The sequence below is a fragment of the Bacillus cereus group sp. MS39 genome, from assembly GCF_040448665.1.
Lineage (GTDB): Bacteria > Bacillota > Bacilli > Bacillales > Bacillaceae_G > Bacillus_A > Bacillus_A wiedmannii.
In genome coordinates, this window is record NZ_CP123058.1 from 3,577,732 (window position 1) to 3,603,800 (window position 26,069).

Consider the following 26,069-nt stretch of genomic DNA (forward strand, 5'->3'; position numbering starts at 1 on the left):
TCTATTTTTTATGCTAACTAAGGATTGTATTTCCTTCTCTACATTTGCATACCCTTTTGCTTCATCTCCCACTTTTTATACAGTAGTACTGCACCAAATAAAAATACTCCCGCAACAAATGAAGCTACTGGTAACATCTTTATCATTTCATCTGGAAATACGAGCGGCAATAGTGGAAATGCATACGCTGCTGGAATACGTACTCCAACGATTTTTAATAAAATAAGCATTAATATCATATTTAATAAAGTGACTACAATCCATGAATCAATCGTAAAGTACAATAACGTTCCAACAGTTGCAGATGCAGTTAATACTAATATTTGTTTAAAAGCCATTTTTTCATTGTACATCGGCTTTTGAAGTGATTCATACACAACAACTAATATTGGTGGAATAACTGCTAATTGTTCATAACCAGTTATCCAACATAAACTGATCCATACGAAATTTAGTATTAGAAATACAGTCATATATTTATACTGTATTTGCACTTTTCGCTCAATACCGTTGTTCAATTTAAATATAAGAACACCTATCATTAAAATAAATGTTAAAGCAAATACCGCGATAACAAATGACCATTCCGTCGCATTTGTTACTAATGGTAATAAACCTGTCGCAATTGATGGTGCTAAATTGGATTGAATTACACGTAAAAACAGCATCATGAATACAAGCGTTAAGCTTACTTTCCCTAAATAGGCTATATCCATTTGATTCACCATAAAACCTATCACAGCCGTTATTGACGGTGCAATAAAAATTTTATCAGGTTGTCTTAGCCACCCTGGCTCACGATATGCCCATAAAGCAACTGCCATCGCAGCTATTTCTGGCAAAATGACTTCCGGATCATTTAATAACACACCAGCTGTTACCATAGCTAAAATAAATAAAATAGCAATCGTATATGAGATGATTGTTTCTTTCTTTGAAATTACTGCATTCATTATTACATACTCCTTTTTGCTTATTACTCTCATAAAGTAAAATAATACTTTATATACCCTACTAAGGTATTGTATATTAACATCTTTTCTATTTCAAATATTTGTAGTTTTTTCATTATTTATCACCCCATACACTTACAAAACAAGGAATGTTTATAGGCATTGACACTTATTAAAAGATAGGTTACAATAACTATACATTAGTAAGTAACTAATGTAATTGAATCTAACTAGAGGTGAAACAAATGAAAAACATTTTATTCCGTATTAACGAATTATCAAAAAAAGAAAAAGCATCTGGATTAACAGTTGATGAAAAACAAGAACAACAAATGTTGCGTCAAAACTATACAAAAACATTTCGTGGAAGTTTAGATTCCATTTTATTAAACACAAAAATTGTTGATCAACATGGTCTTAACGTTACACCAGCCGCATTACAAGATGCTCAAATACGTTTAAAATTAAGCAAATGAGTTCCGCGCTAAAGAATTTTAATAAAACATAAAAAGAGCTGGATTTCCTATATAGAAATTCCAGCTCTTTTTATTGTCTTTTCTAATTTAGTATACGAACGATACATCGCAATTCTCCACGATACAATCATCGCAAATGCAAGTAAGAAAAACATTCCGCTTAACTCTGCTAAATCAATTGATTGACTTAAATACGATTTTAACGCTACTCGTACAGCCAATAAGCCTACTAAAATAAAGATGAATGCTTTTGACGGTTTCATATATATATGTTCGTTTCTTATTTCAAACTTAGTTGTTTTAATAAGAAATATAGAGAAAATAAGTCCTATACTAATCGCCTCTACTATTTCTAACGATGTTAATCGAAACTCTGGTAAGAAGTACATCATTGCACCAGTACTCATAAAAATTGGCGGTAATATAATTTTCTTTTTCGTTACCGGTTTTTTCGCTGCTTTAAAGCGAAGAAACATGACCCCAAAAGCCATACAAACTGCTACAATACTTGATAAAAGTGCTATCATACTCTCCCCCACACCTATCTATTTAAAAGACTTTTTGAGCAAAATCATAAACCAAACGAGCCCGATACTTATAATAACATGACCTAATCCAGCCATATGGCTTAAACCATTAAAGTCAGTTCCATTTACTTGTAGAAGCCCTCTCCATAGCATTGTAGCGACAGTAAAAATTACTCCTACATTATAAACAACAAACCACGCATGAAAACTCTTTGTTTCATGGACATGAAATACTTTAAATAGAGCCAAAGCGATTAAAAAGAAGACGAAGCCGAGCACTAATACGTGTGTATGCACTAATTGCAACATTGTGGATCCTTTAATTCCTTGTGCTTTCGAATACTCTCTTGCAAATACTCCTGATAATAAACCGATAATTAAGTAAATGAATGCTGCATTATATAATTTCTTCATTCTATTCCTCCTGCTGTAAACTTTCTATATTCGCTGCAATCATTTTACGCAAAGTTTATGAACGGAATATGAACAAAATATTACATTCAACTTTTGAAAATAAAAAAGCCATTCCACAATTAATAATTGCGGAATGGCTTTTCAACTTATTTTAAATCTTCTATTGAGAAAGCACCTGGAAGTAATTGCTCAACAGTCACTTCTTTTTCATCGCCTTTTACATTCATTAGTAAAACTGGCATTTTCGGTTCACAGAATTCAGCAATCACTTGTCTACAAGCACCACATGGTGAAATCGGTCCGTCTGTTTCGCCTGTAATAACTAAGTAACTAAAATCGCGCTCACCTTCTGATACTGCTTTAAAGATTGCTGTTCTTTCTGCACAGTTACATAAACCATAAGAAGCATTTTCTATATTACAACCAGTATAGATTTTACCTTCTTTCGTAACTAACGCTGCACCAACAGGAAATTTCGAATACGGAATATATGCTTTTGATAACATCTTATTTGCTTCTTCGATATATTTTTTCTTATCCATATTTTTTCCTCCTCAAAGTAAACGTAATTATGATTAGTCAGTAATAACTGTATGAACTAATTTAGGAGCAACTGCTGTTTCGGCGATAGAAATGTTCTCATAAATTTTAGCTTTTACATCTTCTACATTTTCACGGTTCGCATAGATTGTTACGAATGGCTCGCCTTCTTTTACTGCATCGCCAACTTTTTTACGTAACATTAATCCTACTGCTAAATCAATTTCATCTTCTTTTGTCGCACGGCCAGCACCTAGTAACATAGCTGCGATACCGATTTCATCTGCAACAATGTTAGAAATAACACCTGAAGCTTTTGCTGGTACATCAATTACATACTTCGCCTGTGGCATTTTTTCTGGATTGTCTACAATTGAGCTATCTCCGCCTTGATTGCTTAAGAACTCTTTAAACTTCTCAGTTGCTTTTCCGTTTTTCATAACTTCAATTAGCATTTCACGAGCTTCTTCTAATGTATTTGCTTTTTTCGCAAGTACGACCATTTGGCTACCTAATACAAGTACTAATTCCGTTAAATCTTCTGGACCTTCACCTTTTAACGTATCAATCGCTTCTTTCACTTCTAGAGCGTTACCAATCGCAAAACCAAGCGGTTGTGACATATCTGAAATAACAGCCATAGTTTGACGTCCTACATTATTTCCGATACGTACCATTGCATGTGCTAATTCTTTTGCATCTTCTTCTGTTTTCATAAATGCGCCAGCACCTGTTTTTACATCAAGTACGATTGCGTCAGCACCAGCTGCAATTTTTTTACTCATAATTGAACTCGCGATTAAAGGAATTGAGTTTACTGTTCCTGTTACATCACGTAATGCATAAATCTTTTTATCTGCAGGTGTTAAGTTTCCAGTTTGTCCAATAACAGCTACTTTGTCACGGTTTACAATATCAATGAACTGCTCTTTCGTAATTTCAACGTGGAATCCTTCTACCGCTTCTAATTTATCAATTGTTCCGCCTGTATGTCCTAAACCACGACCAGACATTTTTGCTACTGGTACATCTAAAGCAGCTACTAATGGTCCTAATACTAATGTTGTCGTATCACCAACACCGCCAGTTGAATGTTTGTCTACTTTAATTCCTTCAATTGCTGATAAATCGATCGTTTCTCCAGACTCAACCATCGCCATCGTTAAATCTGCACGTTCGCGATCTGTCATATCTTTAAAGAAGATTGCCATTGCAAGTGCACTCACTTGATAATCAGGAATACTTCCGTCTGTATATCCATTAATAAAGAATTTGATTTCTTCAGTCGTTAATTCTTTGCCGTCACGTTTTTTCGCAATAATATCTACCATTCTCATTACAATCACCATTCCTTTTTATATGATATGAATCTATTAAAATAATAAGCCTACGATTGTTGCTGATAAGAAACTTACTAACGTTGCACCGAAAAGTAATTTCAAACCAAATCTTGCGACTACATTCCCTTGCTTTTCATTTAAGCTCTTAACTGCCCCTGCAATAATTCCAATTGAAGAGAAGTTTGCAAATGAAACTAAGAATACAGATATAATCGCTGTCGTTCTATCTGAGAAATTAAAGTTTCCTTGTGCTAAATCTGTCATAGCGACAAATTCATTTGATACTAATTTTGTTGCCATAATATTTCCGGCATTAACTGCTTCATGCCAAGGTACACCCATAATAAATGCAAATGGTGCAAATACATAACCAAGAATTTCTTGGAATGAAATACCAATTACACCTTTAAATACTGCATTAATGAATGCGATTAAAGCAACGAAACCGACTAACATAGCTGCTACTGTAATTGCAACTTTAAATCCATCTATAATGTATTCCCCTAATACTTCAAAGAAAGTCTTTTTCTCTTCTTCTTGTACTTCTAACATATCTTCTTCTTCAGTAACTTCATAAGGGTTAATGATAGAAGCGATAATAAAACCACCGAATAAGTTAAGCACTAAAGCGGTTACAACATATTGTGGTTTTAATAACACCATATATGATCCAACGATAGACATTGAAACGGTAGACATTGCAGATGCACATAATGTATACATTCTTTTCTCTGGCAATAATCCTAGTTGTTTCTTAACTGAAATAAACACTTCAGATTGTCCTAAAATCGCAGAAGCAACAGCGTTATATGATTCTAGTTTCCCCATTCCATTTACTTTACTTAATGCTAGACCGATAGATTTCACAATAATAGGTAATACTTTAATGTGTTGCAAAATACCTATTAAAGCTGAAATAAATACGATTGGCATTAATACACTTAAAAAGAACGAAAACTCTTTTTGATTTACTAATCCACCAAATACGAAATTCACACCGTCAGCGGCATATTTTAATAGCTCTCCAAAACCATCTGCTATTCCGCTAATTAATATATTCCCTACACTTGTATTTAATAATAAAAACCCCAAAATGAATTGTAATATAACCATCGTTATGATTGGGCGATATTTGACTTTCTTTCTATCATTACTAGCAAGCCAAGCGATACCTAAAATCAATACGAGGCCTAAAATACCGATTAAATATTTCATAAGCCGTCTCCTCCCATTCGTATCCGCTTACATTTTTTTCAATTGTTAAAGCAATAGATACACTTTACTTTGTGTATCTATTGCTCTTAACTTTATTAATGATTAGTAGTTATCTGTAGCACCTTTTGCATCATTTAATACGATTGCAACACTAGCACTTGCTCCAACGCGAGAAGCTCCAGCAGCTACCATTTTGTCTGCATCTTCACGTGTACGAACGCCACCAGATGCTTTTACACCAACGTTTGGTCCAACTGTTTTGCGCATTAATGCGATGTCTTCAGCAGTTGCTCCGCCAGTTGAGAATCCAGTTGAAGTTTTTACGAAGTCAGCACCAGCTTTTACTGATAATTCACAAGCGCGTACTTTCTCTTCATCTGTTAATAGGCAAGTTTCAATGATTACTTTTACAAGAGCTTTTCCTTTTGCTGCTTGTACTACTTCATAAATATCTTTTTCAACGAACTCGTTATCGCCATCTTTTAAAGCGCCTACGTTGATTACCATGTCAACTTCAGTTGCACCTTTTGCGATAGCATCTTTTGTTTCGAAAGCTTTTGTTTCAGTAGTGCTTGCTCCTAATGGGAAACCGATTACAGTACAAACATCTACATCATGTCCAGCTAATTCTTCAGCAGCTAGCTTCACCCATGTAGGATTAATACAAACAGAAGCGAATTTATATTCCTTTGCTTCTTCGATTACTTTCATAACATCTTCTTTTGTAGTATTAGCTTTTAAAATTGTATGGTCAATTAACTTTGCAATATTCATTATCTTCACTCCTCATATCTTTTAACAACTTCATTCTAACTCTTAGTTGAACAAATGTAAATACACTTTTGAAATTTTGTTCATCCTTTTTCAAAAGTAATTTTCTTGTAGTAAATAAAGCGTATTCTAACTAAGAAACACTTCATATATAAAAACAAAACTTTTATATTAACAATGGTAGTATGTATCTCAATATCCATAATTATTTTTAAAAAGGCAATTTGTATTCAAAAAACACTCCATAATTCATACATAACAAAATAAAAGGCTTTCTCAAAATTAATATCTTGAGAAAGCCTTTTATTTCTAACCTTTTTGATAATGTAACAGTTCTTTAGCTGTATGCTGATCGATAATTAATACATTTGCATACCCGCCACGTAACGCACCATCAATTGCTTTTATTTTTCTATTACCACCTGCAACTAAAATAGAGCGTTTCTTTAATTTCAGTTCCTCTAACTCAATTCCAATTGTACGCTGATTAATCTCTTCGCTACTAATATTTCCGTCTCCATCAAAGAAACGTGAACAAATGTCACCGACCGATTGTTTTTTGAGTAAACTCGTTTCATCCATATCGAAATAACCTAATCGAAATAATAGCGCTTCGTCTCGCACTGTTCCTACAGTGAACACTGCAATATTCGCTTGTTTCCCCATTTCAATAATGTGATGAATATGTCGATCCTGCTCTACTAATTCTTTTGTCACTGCATTATCAAATATAACTGGAAGGGGTAGATTTCTTGGCGTCGTTTGAAAAGCATCTGCAAATAAAGCAATGGTCTCATTCGCATATGTATTTACACTAGAATGACTAATACCACCTTTTAACTGGACAACTTCTACACCTTTTACATGTTGCGGTACGATTTTTCTAGCGATTTCATACATCGTCATTCCCCAGCTTACACCAACGATATCACCGTTTTTAACCGTCTTTTCCATATACTCAGCTGCATATTTACTAATATACTCTGTAATCGTTGCATATTCTGGCACTGGTGAAAAAACGACATGCGCCTCTAACAAGTTGTACTTTTCTTTCAGTAAATTTCCAACGTTATCTAAATCAGCAAATGGATCGGCTATGCTAATTTGAACAAATCCTTTTTCTTTCGCGTACTTTAATAATCTAGAGATAGTCGGTCTTGAAATATTTAATTTATTAGCAATTTCTTGCTGACTATAATCTGATTGATAATATAATCTTGCAACTTCAACGCTTAATTGTTGTTTATCTTTATCCATAGTAACTCATTACATATCCTTTCCTGTATTTCCTTTTCGTTACAAGCATTATACAGCTTTATGCAAAAAAATTCGACTACCGAATTTTATCTAACTGAACTTCTACTACACTTATTATATACAAGGTAACTTATTGTGTAGATTTACAAACTCAATATAGATACGCTTGAAACATGTACATCGATTAATATTTAATTCATGCTTTTTCTGCAGTAACGATAACAAATCCGTTCAAAATGTACGAATCAAGTGATTTAACATAGAAAAGTTGTATATGAGGCCTAGGATATTAAAAACTGTTTTTTCTCATACCTATGGAATTTCCATCCGTTTTTCTGTAAGAGATTGAACTGATGAAGCAATAATTTTATTATCTAAAATACAAAAGCTGTACAGAACAAAGAATATAGATTATGTATCCATGGAGATGCAATCCCAATCTTCATTTTTATAATTGATTAACCAAAACAAGCCCCTTCGTCTTTCAATAACAATACTTTCCTGCATACCTGCAGTTGCTTCTCTCTCATTAATTCTATCATGTACACAAGCCCAATGAAGCCGATAAATGAGGTCGGCCTCATCCAAAATCTCTTCTGCACTTCGCAATCTTGTTTGTTGATAAAATTCATTAAAAGAACTACAACCAGAAACAAGTTTAATTGCATAATGACAGTCATAGATTTCTTTTGGAAATTTCAGTTTATTCACGAGACCAATTGACCAAAGTAAAACCCATTGGGCTTCATACTGCCATGCAATCTGTATCGCTTCTTTCACGTCAGGTTGCTCTGAAGTTAGGAAATTTCTTTCCTGCCTCGTTAATGATTCAACCACATCAAATTTGTTCAGCAGCCCCATGACAAACTCTTTGGAATTTTCCAAATCTCCTTCTTGGGCAACATCACAAGCATATTGTATGACAATCAACAAAGCTACCGCTCTCTTCGTAATCTCTTCTCGATTTCTTAACTGAATACTTGTCAAAGGAGGCAATTGAGGCAATCCTTCGATATATGGAATCCCTTTATCTTGCAGGTAGCTTATCGATTCCTGTTTTCTTTTCTCCCCATCGGTAGAAGTACTATTCTGTCCCATTATTTTGTTCGTACATGCTTGAGGAGTAAATTCTGAAGGACCAGAGGATCCATCCGGAAATACAATTACTTTTCCATCATTCCCGATGAGAGTTCGATCAGGGATAAAACCAATACCGTTTACCTGATTAAGTAATTTAAGAAACAGCTCCACGTATTCATCACTATAATCCTTCTTCGTCTCTATAGCAATTATGGTATTAATTACAGAAATTTGTGCCAAAACCATTCTCTTAAGATGTTCTTCTTGAAATTCAATTTGATCGTACATGTGCATCATTCCAGGAATATTATTGGAAAAATAATCAGGAGATGATTCTTCAGAATCCACCCGAATAATAATTTTATTTTTGCCAAATAGTCTTTTCGATTGAATGGTATATTCATTTTTATTGCGGTCAACCTTGAACCCATTTTTGAAAACTTGAGTAATGAAACCTTCTACATCACTTGTATCATTCCTTGATGCAAATATCGTAAAAAACCTCAATTTTCTCCCTCCTCTAATTCCTATTTTCTTCTTAGCTATTAAATTTAGAAAAACAAAAGAACATAAACTATTTAATATATTAAACAGCCTTTTATTATGACTTGTTCTTCAACTAAAATCTATTTGATTGTCTTAGTTGTTATTATAAATAATTATACTATCCAGTTTGGAGTATTGCTAAATGCCCATCAACTTAAAGGAGCTATTTGCTTTTTTTAGTTTGATAGCGATGTGGTGCTACCTCTGTTTTAGTAGGTTGGTAATAGTTATTTTTTAGAATATATGTGAAATCAAAAAGCTTTGAACTGGATTTTTATCATGCATTAAACTTTAGAATTCATAAAATTTTTCTGTAGATAATTTACTTTATAACTCTATACTTAAATCCAGTATAAAACTTTTATATTCTACAGCTACTTAAATTGAGTTCCCTTACTATTACCTCTTTAACTGCATTTTTTGTTGCACTAATTATGGGATAGTCTGTAGATATATCACACTTCCCTACAGTTAGGTTACTTAGATTTTTTTGCTTCTTTGTTTGCTGCATCTATTAACTTAGAAGCTGTCTCTTACCTTGCACTACCTATACCAACTTCCATTTTTTCACCTTTATCTAAACCGCCTTGTATGATTTCCACCCCATCTTTTACATAAATCATCACTTTACCTACATTATATTGTACTGGGAAATCTTTTTGTCCACACTATAACCTACTTATTTTTCCATCAACTCTAAATAAAGTTTAGATAATTCTTTTAACTCTTCTGACTTTTTCTTCATTGACTTGCTGAAAATATGATAACATGTATAAAGTTTATAGAAAATGTTTTCCCTCCAGATTCCCCCTTATTTACTCTGTAATATTTAGCGTTTAAGCGATGTTCTACTCCCATAAACGCTCCAATAAAGTAGACCTTGCCGTATTACAAATAAAAAAGGATCTAATATTTATTTCATTTAAAAAATGTTTTAGACTATAGAATAAAGTATTAGACTGTTAAAAAATAGTTGTAGACTGAAAAGTTGTATTTGTGTTTTTAAAATAAATTTACGATATTTTGTCTCTTTCAATTAAAGAATTACTTACACTTCATTTTTTCTTAGTGGACCAACAACACGGATTAATTAAATATCAATAATTAAGATACCAGAACTCTAAAAAAGGGGTGAGGATTATGATGAATAAAGAAATTCAAAAATTGTTTGATGATCTCAATTTATTTGCCAGACAGATCGCAAAAGTAAGATTATCAAATTTATCATTCGATGTATACGAATTCAAAGATAAACATGTGAAGCAAGTAGACTTAATATTTGCCAGAAAAAATCAATTTGATACTATTCAAGAGGCATTTTCTGCACTATTTAAAAAAGAATTGTTCGATGGAGAGGAATGGGATATTGTTGATGAACCAGACCCTTCAGATAAACAATGGCTAACCGCACTAAAAGATTTCTGGATTAACGCATACTATTCAAGAGTATGTAATAGCTTAGAGTTATTAAACAAAAATGATTTTATAAGTAGATTTAAAAGGGATTTAGCTGATGTGAATGTACCAGAACAAGTTATTAAAGAACTCTTAATTAGATTGAATCATATTGAAACAATACAAGTACAAAAGGGATATGTTTATGATTACATATTCGGACAATCTGATAGCCATTATTTTTTGTTTGAATGGGGAATATATGATTAAAATGATTACAACTATTATGATTATGAAGAAGCGCACTTAAAGTTATGGGGGCGTCAATGAAATAACAGATAACAAAACAATCAAACTTTTTTATAAAATCTTTACACCACTTTTCAAGAAAGAACTCCATTTTAATCATTCCTTTTTCAAAATGGAGTCTTTGTGTTTGTCATAAAATCAAGATACATACAATATTTCGAATCAAAATTAAAATCAAACAGTTAACTTTTTTTCCTCCATAACAGTATCTCTATTCACTATTTTCAAGTAGAAATGCGATACTGTTGTAATGTAGTATGGATAGATCCAAAGAAACGGGATACCAAATGTGAAAAATCCGATGATAACCCCTAAAATAAACCATCCGATAAAACTTAACGATAGTAGGAATAAATCTAATTTATGTCCTTTCATCAGTTCTTGACTCTTTTTAATTGCTTCACTCGCCGTATATTCTGGATGATCTAACAAAATATAGTAAGCCATAGAATAAGAGATAAATTTTATAATACCTGGTACAATTAATAATACACTCCATAAAAGTGTGTATACAGTCATTAAAGTAGTCACCTTTATAGATCTAAACACATTACTTTTTCGAAATCCTTCAAATAACTCACCAATTGTAGTAGATTCTTTTTTCGCTAAACGCAATGTAACTTTAAGATACCCATAATTCATAATGCCTTGTGCACCTATTAAACAAATAAATAGAACAACGAAAACAAGTAAATAAGAAAAAGCACCTGCTGCATTTAACTTTTCGTCTCCTGAAATGGAAAAACTAGAATTCATTATTTCACTTAATAGGATACCAAGAAACAACAGTGGAAATCCTATAATTAGCATACAAACCCTAGAAATAATATGATAAAGAAACGATGACAATACCGCCAATCCCCATTTGTCTGTTAATGAAGATACGGCCGCTTTTTTTAAGCCACTAATCATTTTGATCCTACCTTTCAATTTTTTCCTTTTATATGAATTACTTTTACACAAGGAATAATAGCGTATTTTAACAAAATTTCCATTCTTACATAAACAGTTTTTTAGTTTTTATTCTTGTTCAATATGGTATAGAAAAAGATTAATTATTTACAAGACAAGAAGCTAGGAGATGTTACATATGAAATATTTTGTAATAGAAGATGATGAATTATCAAGCTGTGGTGAAGAGACAATATATGTTTTTGAACATAGCAAAGGAAAAAACAGTTACGACACGATTAAAACCTTGGAAGATTTTGCAGCAACATGCCAATTCATTGAACGAAGAAATACGCATTGGTTTTGGTATAAAGGAAAACACGTTAAAGATATGCCTATTTGGGAATTCGAACAAAAATTTAGAGCTGAACAAGAAGAACTGAAAACAATATCCCAAGAAGAATTCACAGAATTGAGAAACAGATATGCCCCACTTATTAAACCTATCGAGTTCCCTATTAAAGGAATCCGAATTGCTTATGCTTATGAACCAGAATGGAATGATGAATTTTTTGTTATGGAAACGGAAGAAAGTTATTTTTCCGTATATTGGTTTACAACGGCTTAATAATCGTTTTTATAACAAATCAACAGATTTCTTATCCGAAAGGACTTTCTATAAATACTGATTAGGTGTTTAGAAAGTTTCTTCAAAGTCAGGGTGTCTAGGCTTGGGTATTCCTATTACTTGTTCTCCACTGCTAATATGATGAATAAAGCGAAACTGTAATGAGTGGGGGATTCTTCATTCCCCACTCATTATTAGTTGAAACATTCAGACTTTTACGGGCAGTTCCTCTCCTACCTATCTTCCTTGCGCTTCTCTAAATCTTGAGGTGGGAATTTTATTGCCCGTTAATACGGGATAAATTAAATTCCTATTCAATCACATCTTTATAAATGTAGCATTTCAGCCTTTACAACTTGAATATATTCCTGCAGCTTGCAAAACGCTTCCGTCAATTTCCCTGTTTCTTCTTTATGAAGAAAGCGGGCCTTGTTTCGTTCTTCCTCTATGACAAATAGTTGCGCGGCTGCATAAGAAAGACCATACTTTTCACATTTTCGTTTTATATCTTGAAAAAAAGAAGGAGGTACCGTTCCTGCTCCTGAGACAAGCATCTCATCTAGAGCTTGTTCCAATTCATCGATTATGCGCACTAACTCTATCATACAATGTTTCCCCTTCATTAAGTGTAATATTTATAATTTCTCCTACTTCTGTATATAAAATAACAGGTGTAACTACGAGCTTTGTTCCTTCCTGATAAGGATGAACTAGCATTCTCTTTACATGTAATGAGTCCAAATATATTTTTACAAGTCGAATCGTCCGCTCATTGTCTCGTTGTTTCATCATTTGCATTTGTAATACTTTCCCCTTTTTATCAATAAGAGGTATAATCCATTTTTGCTCTTGCTTCTGAAACTCCCATTCTTCCATCTCAGCAAATTCGATACAAAAGACTCCTTGTTTACTTGCCTCTAACCTGTTCGCTTTTACTTTTTTTAGTAGTTCTTCCCATGAGGTTATAAAGAGCGATTGCCACTCTGTTACATTTGTTTTTCCGTCTACTTCCCCTACTGTCTGTGAGCTAGATGACAATTGAAAATCGGTGTTAAGCTTTGCATGTTTCAATCCTAGAGATGAACGAGACAGTTCGTATCCCTTCCCTGCAATCCCCCATGGAACTTGCTTTTCATGGAGGTCCTCAGAAGTTGTGTTGCTCCCTTCATAAAACATGGGACGTGACTGTGTGTATGTGATCCACTTTTCCTGTTCTCGATTATAGAAATAATATGTCACACCAACATAACCGGACTTCGTTTGCCAGCCGGATGCGCCAAAGGCATGCAAAGTAAGCGGTGGAACTTCATAATATTCCGAACGAAACGGACTCTCTTGCAGACGGTGACGTTCTAACAACACAATGTATTCATAAATCGCGGACAGCGTTTGCCGATAGGATGCCATTTGAAAAGATGCATGTTTCATTCGGTATAGCCTAATATCAGTCCCTAGCTTACGAAATAAATTTTCTAACTTTGCTAGTTTCAAAGAACGCGCTTTTACAGAAAGTTGTTCTATTTCATAGATTGTTTTTTCTGTAAGACGTGTTAATCCAAAGTGAACAATTTGCTCAATCATCTCTTTGAAAATAGATAGCTTATCCGACTCAATAATAAGAAACTGTACCTGTTTCGTTTCATGCGAAATTCCTCTCTCTTTTTGATACCAATATATTGCTTCCGCCTTATGCCGGCATATTCCCTCTGCTTTACATGTACAAATCGCATCAGCTACCGATTCAGCTGTCAGAAAGCGAACCGTTATATCCTCTTCTGGAAAGGAGGCGATTAAAGCACCCTCTTCTTCCAAAACAAACTTTTGCTGAAATGTTTCGCGGAACATCATTTCAGCCCACATTTTTTCGGAGACAATATTGTGAACGTCCACATTCAAAAGGGCAGAGAAATCAACTTTTATGTTCTCCTCACCTTCGTACATCTTCTTTGCTTCTAATAAAGCAATAATGACATGCTTACAAATCGAGCGTGCTTCACAAGTGCAGGAGTAACTGCGTATATCTCCCGTAAACGTTACAGTAGTTTCATCATCAAGATGTATTTGCGCTGCACCCTCTTCTACGTCCATTTTGATATTTGTTGCAGCAGCCAAATCCTTCATTGCTCTCTTATATGTTCCTTTGTTGGACATGGCAATTAAATATGTTTCATCAATAGAGGAAAGAACATTTAAGAAATGATTGTTGCGATCCACTGTGCCAACCTCCCTGGTGTTAACGCGGCTACATGAGCACCGAGCGCCGCCATTTTTTCAGCTGCCTGTTTATCATAAAAAGGCTGTGCAGTCGGATCAAGAGAAGTAAGCACAATCAGTTTTGCTCCTGATTCTACAATCTTCATCGCTTCTCGGTACATTTCAGCGTAACTGCCACCTTCATATAAATCCGTTACAAGCACGACAATTGTTTTATGAGGCATCTCGATTTTATTCGTTGCGTAGCGCAGCGCCTGAGCAATATATGTTCCTCCACCAAGCTGTACACTCATAAGCGTTTCCACCGGATCATCAATACGATCCGTTAAATCAACAACAGCTGTATCAAAGATGAACAAATCTGTCTTAATCGTCGGTAAGCTTGCGAAAATACCCGCCATAACTGCGCTATGGATAACAGAATCAATCATACTTCCACTCTCGTCTACTGCGAGGATTACACGCCATGTGCTAACATGTTTAGTGGCAGCGTAAAAGTACGGTTTTTCAATATGAATGGCGTTTGTTTCCTTGTCAAAATGCTTTAAGTTCTTTCGAATCGTTTTCTTAAAATCAAAGTTACGCATCGTGCGCACGCGGCTAGAACGATTTCGATCCGGTCTACCGCTTAATGCGTGCTTCACTTCTTGCTCTAAATTACGACGCAACTCCTCAGTGACTTTCGCTACAATACGTTTAGCTGTGTCTAATACATCCGGTTTTACATAATCTTTAAATTGTAAAATGCATTTTAATAAATTCATATTCGGTTCCATTTTTTCAAGCGTTTGCTTATCCTGTAATAGAGCTGTTAATTCATATTTCTCTAACGCATGATTTTCCATAATTTCAATGGTTTCTTTCGGAAATAACTCCCGCACTTTCGAAATCCAAGTCGGCACTGTTAGCTGAGAGGGATCTAAGGATCCACCGCGCTCTTCTCCGCGTTCTCTCTCGTACAAAAAGTCCAGCATCTCGTCCATTTCTCTGTATACAGGTTCTTCTTCCTGAAATGTAATTTGATCATCCGCATGTTTCCCAAGAACAAGACGCCAGCGATTTAAAGAAATGTTATTCTCCATCTTCTAGCCCCCGTCTCATTAAAATCCCCTTCGCTTTCCGATCTAACTGCATTACATACATCAGCATCTCTTCGGAAATTGGTTCTTCTTTTATCGCTTCTTCTGTAGCGCCATATAACTTGGAAATCTGTCTAGCAATCGTATCCACTTCAAGCGGCGTGAATTGACTGAATAAGAGGCGTAAATGTGGCAACACTTGTAGAAATATCTCTTCATCAAGTTCTTCTAGAACATGAGACATTCCGTTAAGCAACGATTCGTTATATAAAAAGATATCTTTGGCGCCAGCAAACAAACCATTCAAAAATATCGGAGCTTGCTTTTGCATATCACCGCTTCCATAAAAATACCCTTCTGCCACTTGCATTACCTCATCGATTTCCCGCTTTCCTAAAGTAGTTAACAGCCCAAATACCGCTCCCTCTACTTGACTTTCTCTTTTTTCCTTTTGCAAATAAAGCTCCAATGCGTCAATAAATTGCTGATCTGTAGGCTTCATTGTATACAAATCGATAAGCTTTTCTGCAATAATTGCTGGTTCGCCCCCATCTAAAACAGAAAATAACGAAAGTGCTTTACTCCTAGCGTAATCCGCTTGCTGATTTGCTTTTTCTATTTGTGATAAATAATAAGCACAATTTGCCATAGAAGCAAAATCTCCATCCTTTTGCACAGCTTCATCTATAAATTGGGTGTACATGGAAAAGTCGGAAAACAAACCACTTAAATAGGCTTCTAGCAATAAAAGGGCCACCTCTCCAGCCCGTCCCTTTGCCTTGTGTAGCTTTGCTCTTAGCATTTCCTGCGCCGCTTCTTTCACCGTTCCGCCATACACAGATATATCTATCAGAGCACTTTCTACTTGTGCTGAAAAACGATATTTCCAAGTTTCACGCATAAGATTAATATTCTGTTTTCTAGCTAAGTTTGGACCGCGTAGCTTCTCGCAAAATGGAACTCCTAAAAAAGCGAGACAATGAAAAAATTGACTTAAGCGCAAGTGCCTTTCTTTCTTGTATATGTCAAGAATCGTCTCCTGCGGTACAGTTGAACGGGCCGGTAGACGAAACGACCGAACGGAAGCACGAAAATCATGCACGAGCGGCGGCACATCTGCTTCTTTTGACAATTCCCCGCGCTTTGTCCCTTGCAAACTCTTCTGAAGCAATGCTAAAGGCTTATTGGCCGAGAATATCTCACCTTTCACAAATGTACTGCGCACTGCGTCCATTAATTCATACAATCCGGGTTGCATCTTTCCACGAAGCAGTGCAAGTTCACGTATCATTCGTGCAGCCTCAATCTCATCTGCCATTGATATTCCTTCTACCTTTAGCTGTCTAGCAATTCGTATCATAAATTGCTCAGCTACCGATTCATCGCTGTTCTCCCAAATATGTTGGTAAAAAGCAGGTGCAGGCATTCCGCTCTCATAGCCACGCATCTGATCACTTTCCAAAAAGGAATACGGCATAAGATAGTTTTTAGCATACAATTTAGGTAACGGGCTTTTCGGCAACTTTTTCTTTTTTCCTTCCAATTCAAGAAGCCCTTTCACATGAAAGCCTCCAGTAATAACGAGCACCTTGTCATACACTTTACGCGCTTTTTCAATTTCTTTTGCCATATGTATCTCCCTGGCTTCACAACCGTCTTCTGTCAACATCCCCTGCGTATAGTCCGCGCGTGTATAATAACAATAATGAAATAACTGACGGACAAACTCCTCGCTCGTCATATGAAAGCCTTGCAACTCAAAGTATTTCTCCCAAAACTCATGGAAATTTCGGCACCCGGTTTTTTCCGAAAGCATACGGACATATTGGCTATGCCAGAAATATTGCTCATCATGTTTCCCATTCTCTTCCTCATTTTTTGTTAAAAACACATATTCTTTATAAGGAAGATCAATAAATGAAACAGGAATGTTCTGTGCAGCGCCTTTTCGTAGCGCGACAAGTTCTGGCGAATAGTCGAGAAAGGGATAGTACGCACGGTACTTTCCACTTTCTCCTCTTTCAAGCACATTCGTTTTATCATCATAACTGCAATATATACAAATCGGAGCTTTACTATCTGCACTCACAATATGCGGAATAAGTGGGTTACAGTCTATCGGGCCTTCTATAAGAATTGCATCTGGTTTATAGCATTTAACAATCTTTTGTATATGAAAAGAGCACGCAGGACTATGATGGCGAATTGGCACGTATACGACGTTCCGATCTAAATTGTAAGCTCTTTGAAACAATGCATTTACTTCAGCTGATTGCGAGCTTCGAAAAACGACTTCCATACCTCTCCTCCTATTTGGCCTCGCGCCTTAACGATGCTTGTAAAATAACTGCGTAACTTTTCTAAATCATCCTTGTTTTCTTTCGCAATCGTCCCTGACAAATATCGAACAAGCGCATCCATTTTCACTTCTCCACTTCCATAATAGTACGCATCCATTGCACTTTGATAATATACAGATACCGCTTCTGCAGTACTCATAACAGAAGATGGCTGATCAATTCGTTTTCCTTCAGCAGTTACCCCTTCTCGAAGTTCATGAAAAACAGTCGCTAACAGCTGAACAACCGTTTGATCCACTTTTGGTTTGATGCCTGATGCCCTTAATAACCGCGTTACTTGTGACTCTATTATTTTTGCTTCAAGCTTTACATCTTGAATTGGATGTACCGTTTCAAAATTAAAACGACGTTTCAATGCACTACTCATCTCATTCACACCGCGATCGCGTGTGTTAGCCGTCGCAATAATATTGAAGCCAGGCTTTGCTGTAAGAATTCCTTGTTCTCCAAATTCCGGAATATTGAGCACCTTATCGCTCAGAACGCTGATCAATGAATCTTGCACTTCCTGTGGGCAACGCGTTAACTCTTCAAATCTAGTTAATATCCCTTTTTTCATCCCAACGAAGAGAGGCCCTGGCACAAGCGCCTCCCTTACAGGTCCTTTCGCAAGAAGAAGTGCATAGTTCCACGAATACTTAATTGTATCTTCCATCGTAGCGGCGGTTCCTTGCACAGTGTTACGGCTATTTCTGCATATTGCGGCAGTAAGTAGCTCACTCAGCATCGTCTTTGCAGTCCCAGGCTCCCCAATTAACATAAGTCCGCGATTCCCTGCTAATGTAACAATCGCTCGTTCCACAAGCGCATCATTCCCATAAAACTTACGGCTAATTTCCACTTCTTTTCCTTCCAAAAGAAGCGGTTCTTCTTGTCCGATAATAAACGTACGAACAGCACGCGGTGACAATCGCCAGTTAGGTGGTTTTGGAAACGAATCATTCGCTTCTAACGCATTCAATTCTATTTCATACAATTCTTCCATTAATGGTTTAATAGACTGCATATGTCATTTCCTTTCTTATCGCTTACTGCGCCAGTTTTCATCATGGCCAAGATTCGATTCTGTCGTCCGTTTTATATCATATAAAATTTCGCTAAAAAATCGTTTAGGTACTTGATTTGGCACAATGCGTCTCGCATCATCAACTTCGTCATAGGAGTATGAACCGCGGCTCACTGTGCCTGCTTTATAAAATTGAATTTCAAATAAGCATACATCGTCCTCTTCTTCATATCCAACAGGTGCACCTTCAAATGCAAGCTCCGCCCCTAATCCTGTGCGAGCGTCTTCTTTATAGAAAGAATAATACACACCAGCGTCTTCAACTGATCCGCGATTCCAACCGTACTTCGTTAACTTACCAAACAGCGACCGACCATTGATTTGAATGCCCCCAAACCTTTCCACAGTTACTTTCTCATCTTCCGCCGCCAGAAATACTTCGCGAACAATTTGCGGGAATGGTTGGATAACCTCATAATCTTCTAATTGTTCCTTCCATAATTCCCTTTCCTCTTTGGACAATTCTAGCGGATGGATTAGACCGATAACAGTGTCTGGCGTAAGTTCATGCTCTTCTTCGTCAACCGTATTGAATGTGCCGTCTTCCATATAACGAAAAGTCGCAAGCAACTTTCCTTCCTTATACTCGCCCCAAATAAGTGAGATAGCAAATTGCTGCATAATTGGATTTTCCACAAACAAAGACTTCCATGTATGTTGCGACCAATAACGATTAAGAGAAAGTGCCATTTCAAGACGTTGCGTTTGCATACTAATGATACTTCGAAGCTGTTTCTTTATAGATGATAACTCCATCTTAGCCTCTTCTGCTTTTTCCACATGATCTTTTGCATTTGGTTTCGGAAGCGACTTTATTCGTTTTCCTTCTTCTGTTTTTAACTCGATTTTCAGGTTGGGCGTTAAATAGGCAGTAAACATCCTACTTCCGTAATCAATTGTCTTTTCACCGCGTTTATTAAAACCAAGGTCCGGAACAAGCTGATCCTCTAGTTCTTCTTCTGTTATACCACGTGTTTTAGCAGCGAGACTCAACGCTTCTTTCGCAGCATTACGCACCTGTTTATGTTTATATTTGAATGCTATGGTATTAATCGTCATAAGTGCAAGATGCGACGAAGACAACGCCAACGCCTGAACAGCTGCTGCAGCGATAGCTCCGCGCATGCCAACAGCCCACTCATCAATCTGCTTTTTGAGCAGTAGCGCCATTTCATCATCACTATGAACGCTATACATCGAAAGAATACCTCGCTTTTTCGCCTCCGCTCCTTGAGAAATCCACAGCTGATAGATTGCTTGTATATTTTCTTTCAAATCTTGTTCATTTAAAGCTGCACCTATCACTTCCACCGCTTCCTTTTTCTCAATTACAGACTCCGATACATACTGCTGAAAATAAGCAAGCGGAAGCGTTGCATCCGCAATTACATCGGAATCACGAAGACGAATTTGTGGTTCAAATCCGAGCCACTGCACGAGTGCGTTTCTTTTTTGTGGTGTTAAAATACGTGTACAAAAAGCTTCGATACTTCCTGATACTCCTTCTAGGTCTCCATCGCCAAGCAGCGGAGCAAACTTCTCCATCAAGGAAGCATTTTTCTTTTCTTGCAAAGCTTCTTGCACAAGTTGTGTATATTTTTCAGATTTATAGTTTAAAAGTGTTTGCATTACATTTTCGCGTACGACTTTCTTTCTACTATTCAATTCCTTCGCTACATCATCTGCAGCTTCCACATCTTTTGTAAGAAACTCGACTGCGGCAGTACGTACTTTTTTAGAGGAATCTCCAAGACTTTGAATAAGAAGAGCACGTGTTTTAACCCCATCATACTTTGCTAGCTCATCCAAAATGAAAATCCGTTCATCTACAGGATACTCAGTAAATACTCCTGTCACATATGCCTGTTCTTTTACAAATAAACGAACGAGTGCTTCTTTTGCCTTACTTTCCTCCTCACTGTGCCGAGCAGCTTGTTTAACTGAATAATAAACAAGTTTCTCCTTCGATAAACCGTAGGATAGAAGATCTTCCAACATTCGTTCAAGCGAACCTTCCTTATGAGAATACTGTTGCAGAAGTTCATATAATTTATAATTATAGTCATTTCCAAATTGAAGTTTGAGTGCTGCTTCCCTCTTTACCGCTTCCTCTATATCCCAAAGGAGTGCAATTGCTAAAACAGACATTCCTCGGTAATTATTTTGCTGCTTTGAACTCTCAAGCACTTGCTTCATATCTTCAAATGATAATTTCCCAACTAAATAGTCACGATATGTATCGCGTATGTCAGATGATTCGGACTCAAGGGCAATCGTTAAAAATTCTTCACGTAATCTGTTTCGATTAAATTCGTATCCTTTTTCCGCCAAAAGCATCACCACGAAAAGATAATGACTTTGACTTAAATATTGCAGCATACGCTGAACAAATTCTGGCTGTTCTTCCACCATACGAAGCAATAATTGATATTCATATACTTTGTCGGAGTTAAAGACGCCTAAATGACGCCATGTAAGACGATATGCGAAAAACCTTTCCTCTGAAACACCGAATTGTTCGCACAAGTTTAGACTGGTTTCATACGCTTGTTTATCAAAACCCCTTGTTCTTACATGATTTCCAAACTGATCAAGAACATGACACACATGATCCGTTGCATAATCCATAAAATTTTTAACAGAACGTTTCGCTAACAAGTCAATATATCGTCTTGCCACATTTGAATGCTGATAAACACGAAATAATAGGTGCCAGGTTACATCAGGTAAAGATGAACCAACAGAAACTTCACTATCAGATTCACCTTGAACGTATCTTTTCGCCAATTCTATCTTCTCTTGTGCCCCATCCAGTTTCAATATAAACTCCGCATGCTCTTGCAGCTCTTCCTCCAATAAAGAACTGTACGTAAGAAATCTCTCATAATCTGCATCTAGCATATGCAGAAGCAAAACCATCTTTGGTCGACCTGTTATAACTTGCAACTTCTCTTCTATGTACTTTGGATTCTCCCTTATTAATTCCCTAAGAAAAACATCCGCTTCATTTACAGAACGGGAAAGATTTGTTAAATACTTACACGCCAATTCTACAAGACTATCAAATGCAAGACCGCTTTTTTCAAAATAAACTTTTATATCTAGAAAACTCATATGTGAAAAGCGTACGAGAAGAACATTCAACAGTTGATCTTCAAGCAAGTAATAAAATAACCGAAAAAAACCTGCGTCTTGCTTATACGTTTCCCTAAAATCACTCATAAACTGCCAAGCAAAATCACTACGTTTATTGTCACGAATTGTCGTTTGTTCTATATGCTTTAAAATTTCTTCATCTCTCGTCTGCAAGTAACGTAACGCTAATTCTTCTTGTTCCCCTGTTATATTAAGATGTTGAAACAACTGATATGTACTGACTGCCATCTTCTCTGCCTCCCTAGTTCTTTTATAAATTCATCGTTATATCATTTATATATGATAATAACCATTCTCTCGTATGTCTGAAATTTCAGATACAGAAATACGGAATATATTTACATTATTAGTATATCATATCAACCTAAATAAGAACGTACGTTTCTTTTAAAAACTTCATATTTATTTAAAACAATCATTGAAAATTTGGTTTAGAGATAAACAAAGTAAGTACTGAATGTTTTTATGATATGTATTAGACTTAAGATTTCGGCAAAAAATTCGAGCACTGCATTCAAACGTAATTTAATGAATAAAAAAGACGCCAATTATAGCGTCTTGAACTGTACCCCGGGGATATGCAACGCTATCTTAAATAGATTTTCTGGTTATAATACAGGCCCATAAAGGAGCTGTTTTATCCCACTTTTATTTTTATTTGTAATTCCATGCTATTTCTACTACTTCTTCGGGAGTCAATTCTTCATCATTCCAAAAAATCAAATCACTTGGAGCAGGGTGAGGTACACCAGAGTTATTAAATTGATGAACATAGTTACTGTGTTCATCCTCAGGTAAATCAAGATCATAAATTTTTTTTACAAGCTCAAGCAGTTCTGTTTTCGTCAATTTACATATCAAATTTTTCATCCTTTCATTTAATTTATAACCCTTTGTTCCCGAAATGGTATGCGGGATCTAAAACATTTTGATGTATTTTAGGAGATACAATCATTAGATTATAGACATCTCCATCTTTATCAATAGACAGTTTATGATGCAATATATATTTATTATGGTTACCATAATGTTCCGTTCTTGGTGAGTAAGGAGCCTTACCGTTTTTCATAAGCTTTTTTATATCCATAGGACTAAATTCTCCAGCATAACTTGAATCAGCAAGTGTTTTCCAAAATTCCTCTCTAAAATCATCAAATGATTTAAATTCTTTTCCGACTAATTTGTCTCTAACTTCTTGCGGAATAATACCAATATCACCATCATTATACATTAACTTCTATGATGTATAACCTTCTAATGAATTAAGCTAATTCTCCTGTTTCGGAGGTTTGGGTAAAAATATCCTCCTTGAACATAGGCATTTTTTTATTCATGAAGAAATATTACCGCAAAGCTACATTGATAAAACACACGGCAAATTTATTTATCAAATTACAAATCCAACTCTCACAAAAAACAGGATAAAAAAATAAACAGCAGAACTAGTCCACTGTTTACTTCGCCACGCCTTCATGTAATTTTTCTGTATAATCTTTTACATCTTTCCAGCTATCTTTCGCTGTATGTAAATCTTCTTTTATAAACGTAAATTCTTCAGGGCTGATTCCTTTTACGTTTTGCAGTAAATTATTATATTTTGCCCCTACTGTATACCATTGATTTGATATATTTTGCAGTGCTGTAATTGCTGCATCAATTGTTTCAGTCATATTTGTTGTTTTATTTTTTACATCTGTCAATATTGCCACTTCTGCTTGTGCGCCAGAAATTCTATCTTTTAAATTGGAGATTTCTCTTTCTGCATTTGCGATATCTTTTTTCGCAATCGCAATCATCGGTCCGCCAGCAAGACATGTTATTAGTGCTACGCAAAGTACGCCACCAGCAATGACCATATCATTACTCTTTTTGATTGAATCGTTATATGTATTTATTTGTTGCTCTAGAGCTGGAATGCCAGCATTCGTACTTGCTAAAATTGCTGTTAATTGATTTGTATCCTCTTTAAAACTATTTGTGTCTTTCGCCATTCTATCGCGAAAAGCTTTCAAATCCCCTAATAATACATCTACCTCATTTTGATTTTTTACAATATCAGCATACAACTTTTCTAAATCCGCTTTTAATTTTCCACTATCCTTTTGTTCAATCGCTACTAGCATGCTATTATAATACGCTTGAAAAGTATTATTGTAATTAATAATATTTTGATCTGTTTTCATAATTTGAGGCTTCATATAATTTAACCAATACGCTGCGTTAATTTTTGCATCTCTTTGGTGCTGAATCATATTTCCTTTAAACTCACTATTAATGGAACTTATTTTACTCAAATCAGTCTCTTGCTGATTTTGAATTAATTTTGCATATGAATCCATTGCAAATATGCTCGATGTCGTTTGCGCCATAACATCTTGGAATCCAGCTGGCCCTAACGAATAATTTTCCGCACTTTCTTGCAATGTTTTTACGTTTTGTTCTGCTGCAAAAGGATGTAAAGGAAATGCGTTACTTGTTGCCACTCCAGCAATCATTAACGTTAAAAGACATTTTTTATAAAATCGTTTCTGCATACTCTTCACCTATTTTCTTTATAAGGGTATAAAAAGCTCCTGCTCACAACTGAACAGGAGCTTCAAATCACTCATCAATACTTAACGCTCTAACGATTCGTATCCGATTATGCTTTTTTCGTATCTACTACTTTAATATCTTCAGCATAAATCTTTTCTGCATAGTCTTTAATGTTTTTCCAGCTATCTTTCGCAATGTTTAAATCTTCTTTAATGAAAACAAGGTCGTTTGGACTAATTGAATCTACATTTTGAAGTAGAGAATTGTATTTTGATCCCATTGTGTACCATTGATTTGAAATGTTTTGTAACGCTGTAATTGCAGTATCAATTGTATTTGTTAAATACTCCGTTTGTGTTTTGATGTTCGTTAACCCAGCTACTTCTAATTGAGCAGTTGTAACTTGTCCTGTTATTTTTTGAATTTCAGCTTGTGCATTATCAAGCTCTTTCTTCGCTAATACGATTCCAGCTGTACCACCGCCTACAGCTGCTGCACCACCTGCAATTAATGCGACTCCTAACGGCGTTCCTGCACCTGTAGCGATAACTACTGCACCACCGATAATTGCAATTGGGCCTAGTGCTGTCGCAACAGATGAGCCGATAATTATTGCATTATATTTACTAATTGCTTCATTGTACGTTGTAATTTGATTTTGCAGAAGCGGAATTCCAGCATCTTGACTAGCTAAGATAGATGTAATTTGATTTGCATCACCTTTGAAGTTTTGCGTATCGGACGTCATTTTGTTTCGGAATTTCTTCAAGTCTTCTACTAACTGATCTACTTGCGCTTTATTTTCATTAATACTACTTGATAATCTAGTTAAACCTTTCGTAAGAGTCGCTTTATCTTTTGCATCTACCGCAGCAACTAAAGTATCATAATAGTTTTGGAATTTCGTATTGTAATTAATAATATTTTGATTCGTTGAAATAAGCTGTGGTTTTAATACATCTAACCATTGCTTCGCATTTCCTCTAGCTGTATCCTGGTGCTGAATTACTTTCCCTTTTAAAGCCACATCAACAGACGATACATTACCAAAGTTAACATTACCTTGTTTAATAATTGTTAAAGCGTACAGATCCATTACTAAAGCGTTTGAACCTGTTCTTTCCATTGCATCTTTTAGGCCTTCTGGTCCTAATGAGTATTCTTCATAGTCATTATAAGCTTTTGCTACCGCATGAATTGGAGCTTGTTTCACTGTACTTTCAGCTGCATACGTATGAGCTGGCATAATGTTTCCTGCTGCAAATACTGCCATAAGTGCTGATAGAGCCATTACTTTATAAGGTTTTTTTGTCATTT

General features: G+C 35.7%; 22 protein-coding genes and 2 pseudogenes. 3 read left to right on the forward strand and 21 right to left on the reverse strand.

Annotation, left to right across the window (positions count from 1 at the left end; genetic code table 11):
• Nucleotides 1–38: 38 nt before the first annotated feature.
• A complete protein-coding gene (locus QEP67_RS18590) occupies nucleotides 39–953 on the reverse strand; it encodes an HPP family protein (protein WP_000994729.1) in 915 nt (304 codons plus the stop codon).
• A gap of 245 nt (nucleotides 954–1,198) precedes the next feature.
• Between QEP67_RS18590 and QEP67_RS18595 the strand changes: the two genes are divergently transcribed.
• On the forward strand, nucleotides 1,199–1,429 hold the full coding sequence (locus QEP67_RS18595; RefSeq protein ID WP_000789775.1) for a DUF896 domain-containing protein: 231 nt from the start codon (nucleotides 1,199–1,201) through the stop codon (nucleotides 1,427–1,429).
• Nucleotides 1,430–1,476: 47 nt separating this feature from the next.
• On the opposite strand, the gene QEP67_RS18600 is transcribed toward QEP67_RS18595, so the two are convergent.
• The 9 genes and pseudogenes from QEP67_RS18600 to QEP67_RS18640 form a co-directional block, all read right to left on the reverse strand.
• Nucleotides 1,477–1,956: a cytochrome c biogenesis protein CcdC gene (locus QEP67_RS18600; RefSeq protein ID WP_048566913.1), complete on the reverse strand. Its 480-nt coding sequence runs from the start codon at nucleotides 1,954–1,956 to the stop codon at nucleotides 1,477–1,479.
• A gap of 18 nt (nucleotides 1,957–1,974) precedes the next feature.
• Nucleotides 1,975–2,370 (reverse strand): DUF2871 domain-containing protein, encoded by a 396-nt coding sequence (locus QEP67_RS18605; protein WP_000737865.1) that lies wholly within the window; start codon nucleotides 2,368–2,370, stop codon nucleotides 1,975–1,977.
• Between the two features lie 146 nt (nucleotides 2,371–2,516).
• Nucleotides 2,517–2,912 carry a cytidine deaminase gene (locus tag QEP67_RS18610; protein WP_000358538.1) on the reverse strand — a complete coding sequence of 132 codons (396 nt, stop codon included), beginning with the start codon at nucleotides 2,910–2,912 and terminating at the stop codon, nucleotides 2,517–2,519.
• 33 nt (nucleotides 2,913–2,945) lie between these two features.
• Entirely contained in the window at nucleotides 2,946–4,247 is a 1,302-nt protein-coding gene (locus QEP67_RS18615) for a pyrimidine-nucleoside phosphorylase (RefSeq protein WP_002108542.1), read from the reverse strand.
• 36 nt (nucleotides 4,248–4,283) lie between these two features.
• Entirely contained in the window at nucleotides 4,284–5,465 is a 1,182-nt protein-coding gene (locus tag QEP67_RS18620) for a NupC/NupG family nucleoside CNT transporter (RefSeq protein ID WP_048566912.1), read from the reverse strand.
• A 102-nt stretch (nucleotides 5,466–5,567) separates the two neighbouring features.
• Nucleotides 5,568–6,239, reverse strand: a complete 672-nt coding sequence (gene deoC, locus QEP67_RS18625; RefSeq protein WP_001017444.1) for a deoxyribose-phosphate aldolase — start codon at nucleotides 6,237–6,239, stop codon at nucleotides 5,568–5,570.
• A gap of 306 nt (nucleotides 6,240–6,545) precedes the next feature.
• Nucleotides 6,546–7,493: a sugar-binding transcriptional regulator gene (locus QEP67_RS18630; protein ID WP_016088365.1), complete on the reverse strand. Its 948-nt coding sequence runs from the start codon at nucleotides 7,491–7,493 to the stop codon at nucleotides 6,546–6,548.
• 411 nt (nucleotides 7,494–7,904) lie between these two features.
• Nucleotides 7,905–9,080 carry a DUF4272 domain-containing protein gene (locus QEP67_RS18635; protein WP_353706367.1) on the reverse strand — a complete coding sequence of 392 codons (1,176 nt, stop codon included), beginning with the start codon at nucleotides 9,078–9,080 and terminating at the stop codon, nucleotides 7,905–7,907.
• 572 nt (nucleotides 9,081–9,652) lie between these two features.
• A pseudogene (locus QEP67_RS18640) lies at nucleotides 9,653–9,873 on the reverse strand (hypothetical protein); the annotation flags it as partial.
• Nucleotides 9,874–10,259: 386 nt separating this feature from the next.
• On the opposite strand from QEP67_RS18640, the gene QEP67_RS18645 reads away from it, so the two are divergent.
• Entirely contained in the window at nucleotides 10,260–10,784 is a 525-nt protein-coding gene (locus tag QEP67_RS18645) for a hypothetical protein (protein WP_000981152.1), read from the forward strand.
• A gap of 213 nt (nucleotides 10,785–10,997) precedes the next feature.
• Here the strand turns inward: QEP67_RS18645 and QEP67_RS18650 are convergent, their stop codons facing one another.
• Complete coding sequence (locus QEP67_RS18650) at nucleotides 10,998–11,735, reverse strand: DUF975 family protein (RefSeq protein ID WP_000623192.1); 738 nt, start codon at nucleotides 11,733–11,735, stop codon at nucleotides 10,998–11,000.
• A 178-nt stretch (nucleotides 11,736–11,913) separates the two neighbouring features.
• Here QEP67_RS18650 and QEP67_RS18655 point away from each other — a divergent pair, with 178 nt between their 5' ends.
• Complete coding sequence (locus QEP67_RS18655; RefSeq protein ID WP_000873462.1) at nucleotides 11,914–12,342, forward strand: hypothetical protein; 429 nt, start codon at nucleotides 11,914–11,916, stop codon at nucleotides 12,340–12,342.
• A 326-nt stretch (nucleotides 12,343–12,668) separates the two neighbouring features.
• On the opposite strand, the gene QEP67_RS18660 is transcribed toward QEP67_RS18655, so the two are convergent.
• The 10 genes and pseudogenes from QEP67_RS18660 to nheB all read right to left on the reverse strand — a co-directional run bounded on the left by QEP67_RS18660 (nucleotide 12,669) and on the right by nheB (nucleotide 26,067).
• A complete protein-coding gene (locus QEP67_RS18660) occupies nucleotides 12,669–12,947 on the reverse strand; it encodes a hypothetical protein (protein WP_000571716.1) in 279 nt (92 codons plus the stop codon).
• Nucleotides 12,919–14,556, reverse strand: coding sequence for an SWIM zinc finger family protein (locus QEP67_RS18665; protein WP_353706368.1), 1,638 nt, complete (start codon nucleotides 14,554–14,556; stop codon nucleotides 12,919–12,921). Before QEP67_RS18665 ends, QEP67_RS18660 begins: the two co-directional genes overlap by 29 nt.
• Nucleotides 14,532–15,638, reverse strand: a complete 1,107-nt coding sequence (locus tag QEP67_RS18670) for a VWA domain-containing protein (RefSeq protein ID WP_048566906.1) — start codon at nucleotides 15,636–15,638, stop codon at nucleotides 14,532–14,534. Before QEP67_RS18670 ends, QEP67_RS18665 begins: the two co-directional genes overlap by 25 nt.
• The gene (locus QEP67_RS18675) at nucleotides 15,628–17,934 is read right to left on the reverse strand and encodes a DUF5682 family protein (protein WP_353706369.1); all 2,307 of its coding nucleotides are present in this window, start codon (nucleotides 17,932–17,934) and stop codon (nucleotides 15,628–15,630) included. The genes QEP67_RS18670 and QEP67_RS18675 overlap by 11 nt, the downstream gene beginning before the upstream one ends.
• Complete coding sequence (locus tag QEP67_RS18680) at nucleotides 17,895–19,001, reverse strand: AAA family ATPase (RefSeq protein WP_353706370.1); 1,107 nt, start codon at nucleotides 18,999–19,001, stop codon at nucleotides 17,895–17,897. Before QEP67_RS18680 ends, QEP67_RS18675 begins: the two co-directional genes overlap by 40 nt.
• Before the next feature lie 15 nt (nucleotides 19,002–19,016).
• Nucleotides 19,017–22,445, reverse strand: coding sequence for a DUF4132 domain-containing protein (locus QEP67_RS18685; RefSeq protein WP_048566904.1), 3,429 nt, complete (start codon nucleotides 22,443–22,445; stop codon nucleotides 19,017–19,019).
• 426 nt (nucleotides 22,446–22,871) lie between these two features.
• Entirely contained in the window at nucleotides 22,872–23,078 is a 207-nt protein-coding gene (locus QEP67_RS18690; protein ID WP_000562892.1) for a bacteriocin immunity protein, read from the reverse strand.
• 22 nt (nucleotides 23,079–23,100) lie between these two features.
• Nucleotides 23,101–23,454: pseudogene (locus tag QEP67_RS18695) on the reverse strand (hypothetical protein); the annotation flags it as partial.
• Nucleotides 23,455–23,671: 217 nt separating this feature from the next.
• Nucleotides 23,672–24,751 carry a non-hemolytic enterotoxin NHE subunit C gene (nheC, locus tag QEP67_RS18700; RefSeq protein WP_061673168.1) on the reverse strand — a complete coding sequence of 360 codons (1,080 nt, stop codon included), beginning with the start codon at nucleotides 24,749–24,751 and terminating at the stop codon, nucleotides 23,672–23,674.
• Nucleotides 24,752–24,858: 107 nt separating this feature from the next.
• Nucleotides 24,859–26,067 (reverse strand): non-hemolytic enterotoxin NHE subunit B, encoded by a 1,209-nt coding sequence (gene nheB / locus QEP67_RS18705; protein ID WP_000162963.1) that lies wholly within the window; start codon nucleotides 26,065–26,067, stop codon nucleotides 24,859–24,861.
• Nucleotides 26,068–26,069 lie beyond the last annotated feature (2 nt).

Coding starts and splice junctions, on each gene's coding strand:
- QEP67_RS18590 (WP_000994729.1), bottom strand. CDS start 953: ATGAATGCAGTAATTTCAAAGAAAGAAACAATCATCTCATATACGATT.
- QEP67_RS18595 (WP_000789775.1), top strand. CDS start 1,199: ATGAAAAACATTTTATTCCGTATTAACGAATTATCAAAAAAAGAAAAA.
- QEP67_RS18600 (WP_048566913.1), bottom strand. CDS start 1,956: ATGATAGCACTTTTATCAAGTATTGTAGCAGTTTGTATGGCTTTTGGG.
- QEP67_RS18605 (WP_000737865.1), bottom strand. CDS start 2,370: ATGAAGAAATTATATAATGCAGCATTCATTTACTTAATTATCGGTTTA.
- QEP67_RS18610 (WP_000358538.1), bottom strand. CDS start 2,912: ATGGATAAGAAAAAATATATCGAAGAAGCAAATAAGATGTTATCAAAA.
- QEP67_RS18615 (WP_002108542.1), bottom strand. CDS start 4,247: ATGAGAATGGTAGATATTATTGCGAAAAAACGTGACGGCAAAGAATTA.
- QEP67_RS18620 (WP_048566912.1), bottom strand. CDS start 5,465: ATGAAATATTTAATCGGTATTTTAGGCCTCGTATTGATTTTAGGTATC.
- deoC (WP_001017444.1), bottom strand. CDS start 6,239: ATGAATATTGCAAAGTTAATTGACCATACAATTTTAAAAGCTAATACT.
- QEP67_RS18630 (WP_016088365.1), bottom strand. CDS start 7,493: ATGGATAAAGATAAACAACAATTAAGCGTTGAAGTTGCAAGATTATAT.
- QEP67_RS18645 (WP_000981152.1), top strand. CDS start 10,260: ATGATGAATAAAGAAATTCAAAAATTGTTTGATGATCTCAATTTATTT.
- QEP67_RS18650 (WP_000623192.1), bottom strand. CDS start 11,735: ATGATTAGTGGCTTAAAAAAAGCGGCCGTATCTTCATTAACAGACAAA.
- QEP67_RS18655 (WP_000873462.1), top strand. CDS start 11,914: ATGAAATATTTTGTAATAGAAGATGATGAATTATCAAGCTGTGGTGAA.
- QEP67_RS18660 (WP_000571716.1), bottom strand. CDS start 12,947: ATGATAGAGTTAGTGCGCATAATCGATGAATTGGAACAAGCTCTAGAT.
- QEP67_RS18670 (WP_048566906.1), bottom strand. CDS start 15,638: ATGGAGAATAACATTTCTTTAAATCGCTGGCGTCTTGTTCTTGGGAAA.
- QEP67_RS18675 (WP_353706369.1), bottom strand. CDS start 17,934: ATGGAAGTCGTTTTTCGAAGCTCGCAATCAGCTGAAGTAAATGCATTG.
- QEP67_RS18680 (WP_353706370.1), bottom strand. CDS start 19,001: ATGCAGTCTATTAAACCATTAATGGAAGAATTGTATGAAATAGAATTG.
- QEP67_RS18685 (WP_048566904.1), bottom strand. CDS start 22,445: ATGGCAGTCAGTACATATCAGTTGTTTCAACATCTTAATATAACAGGG.
- nheC (WP_061673168.1), bottom strand. CDS start 24,751: ATGCAGAAACGATTTTATAAAAAATGTCTTTTAACGTTAATGATTGCT.
- nheB (WP_000162963.1), bottom strand. CDS start 26,067: ATGACAAAAAAACCTTATAAAGTAATGGCTCTATCAGCACTTATGGCA.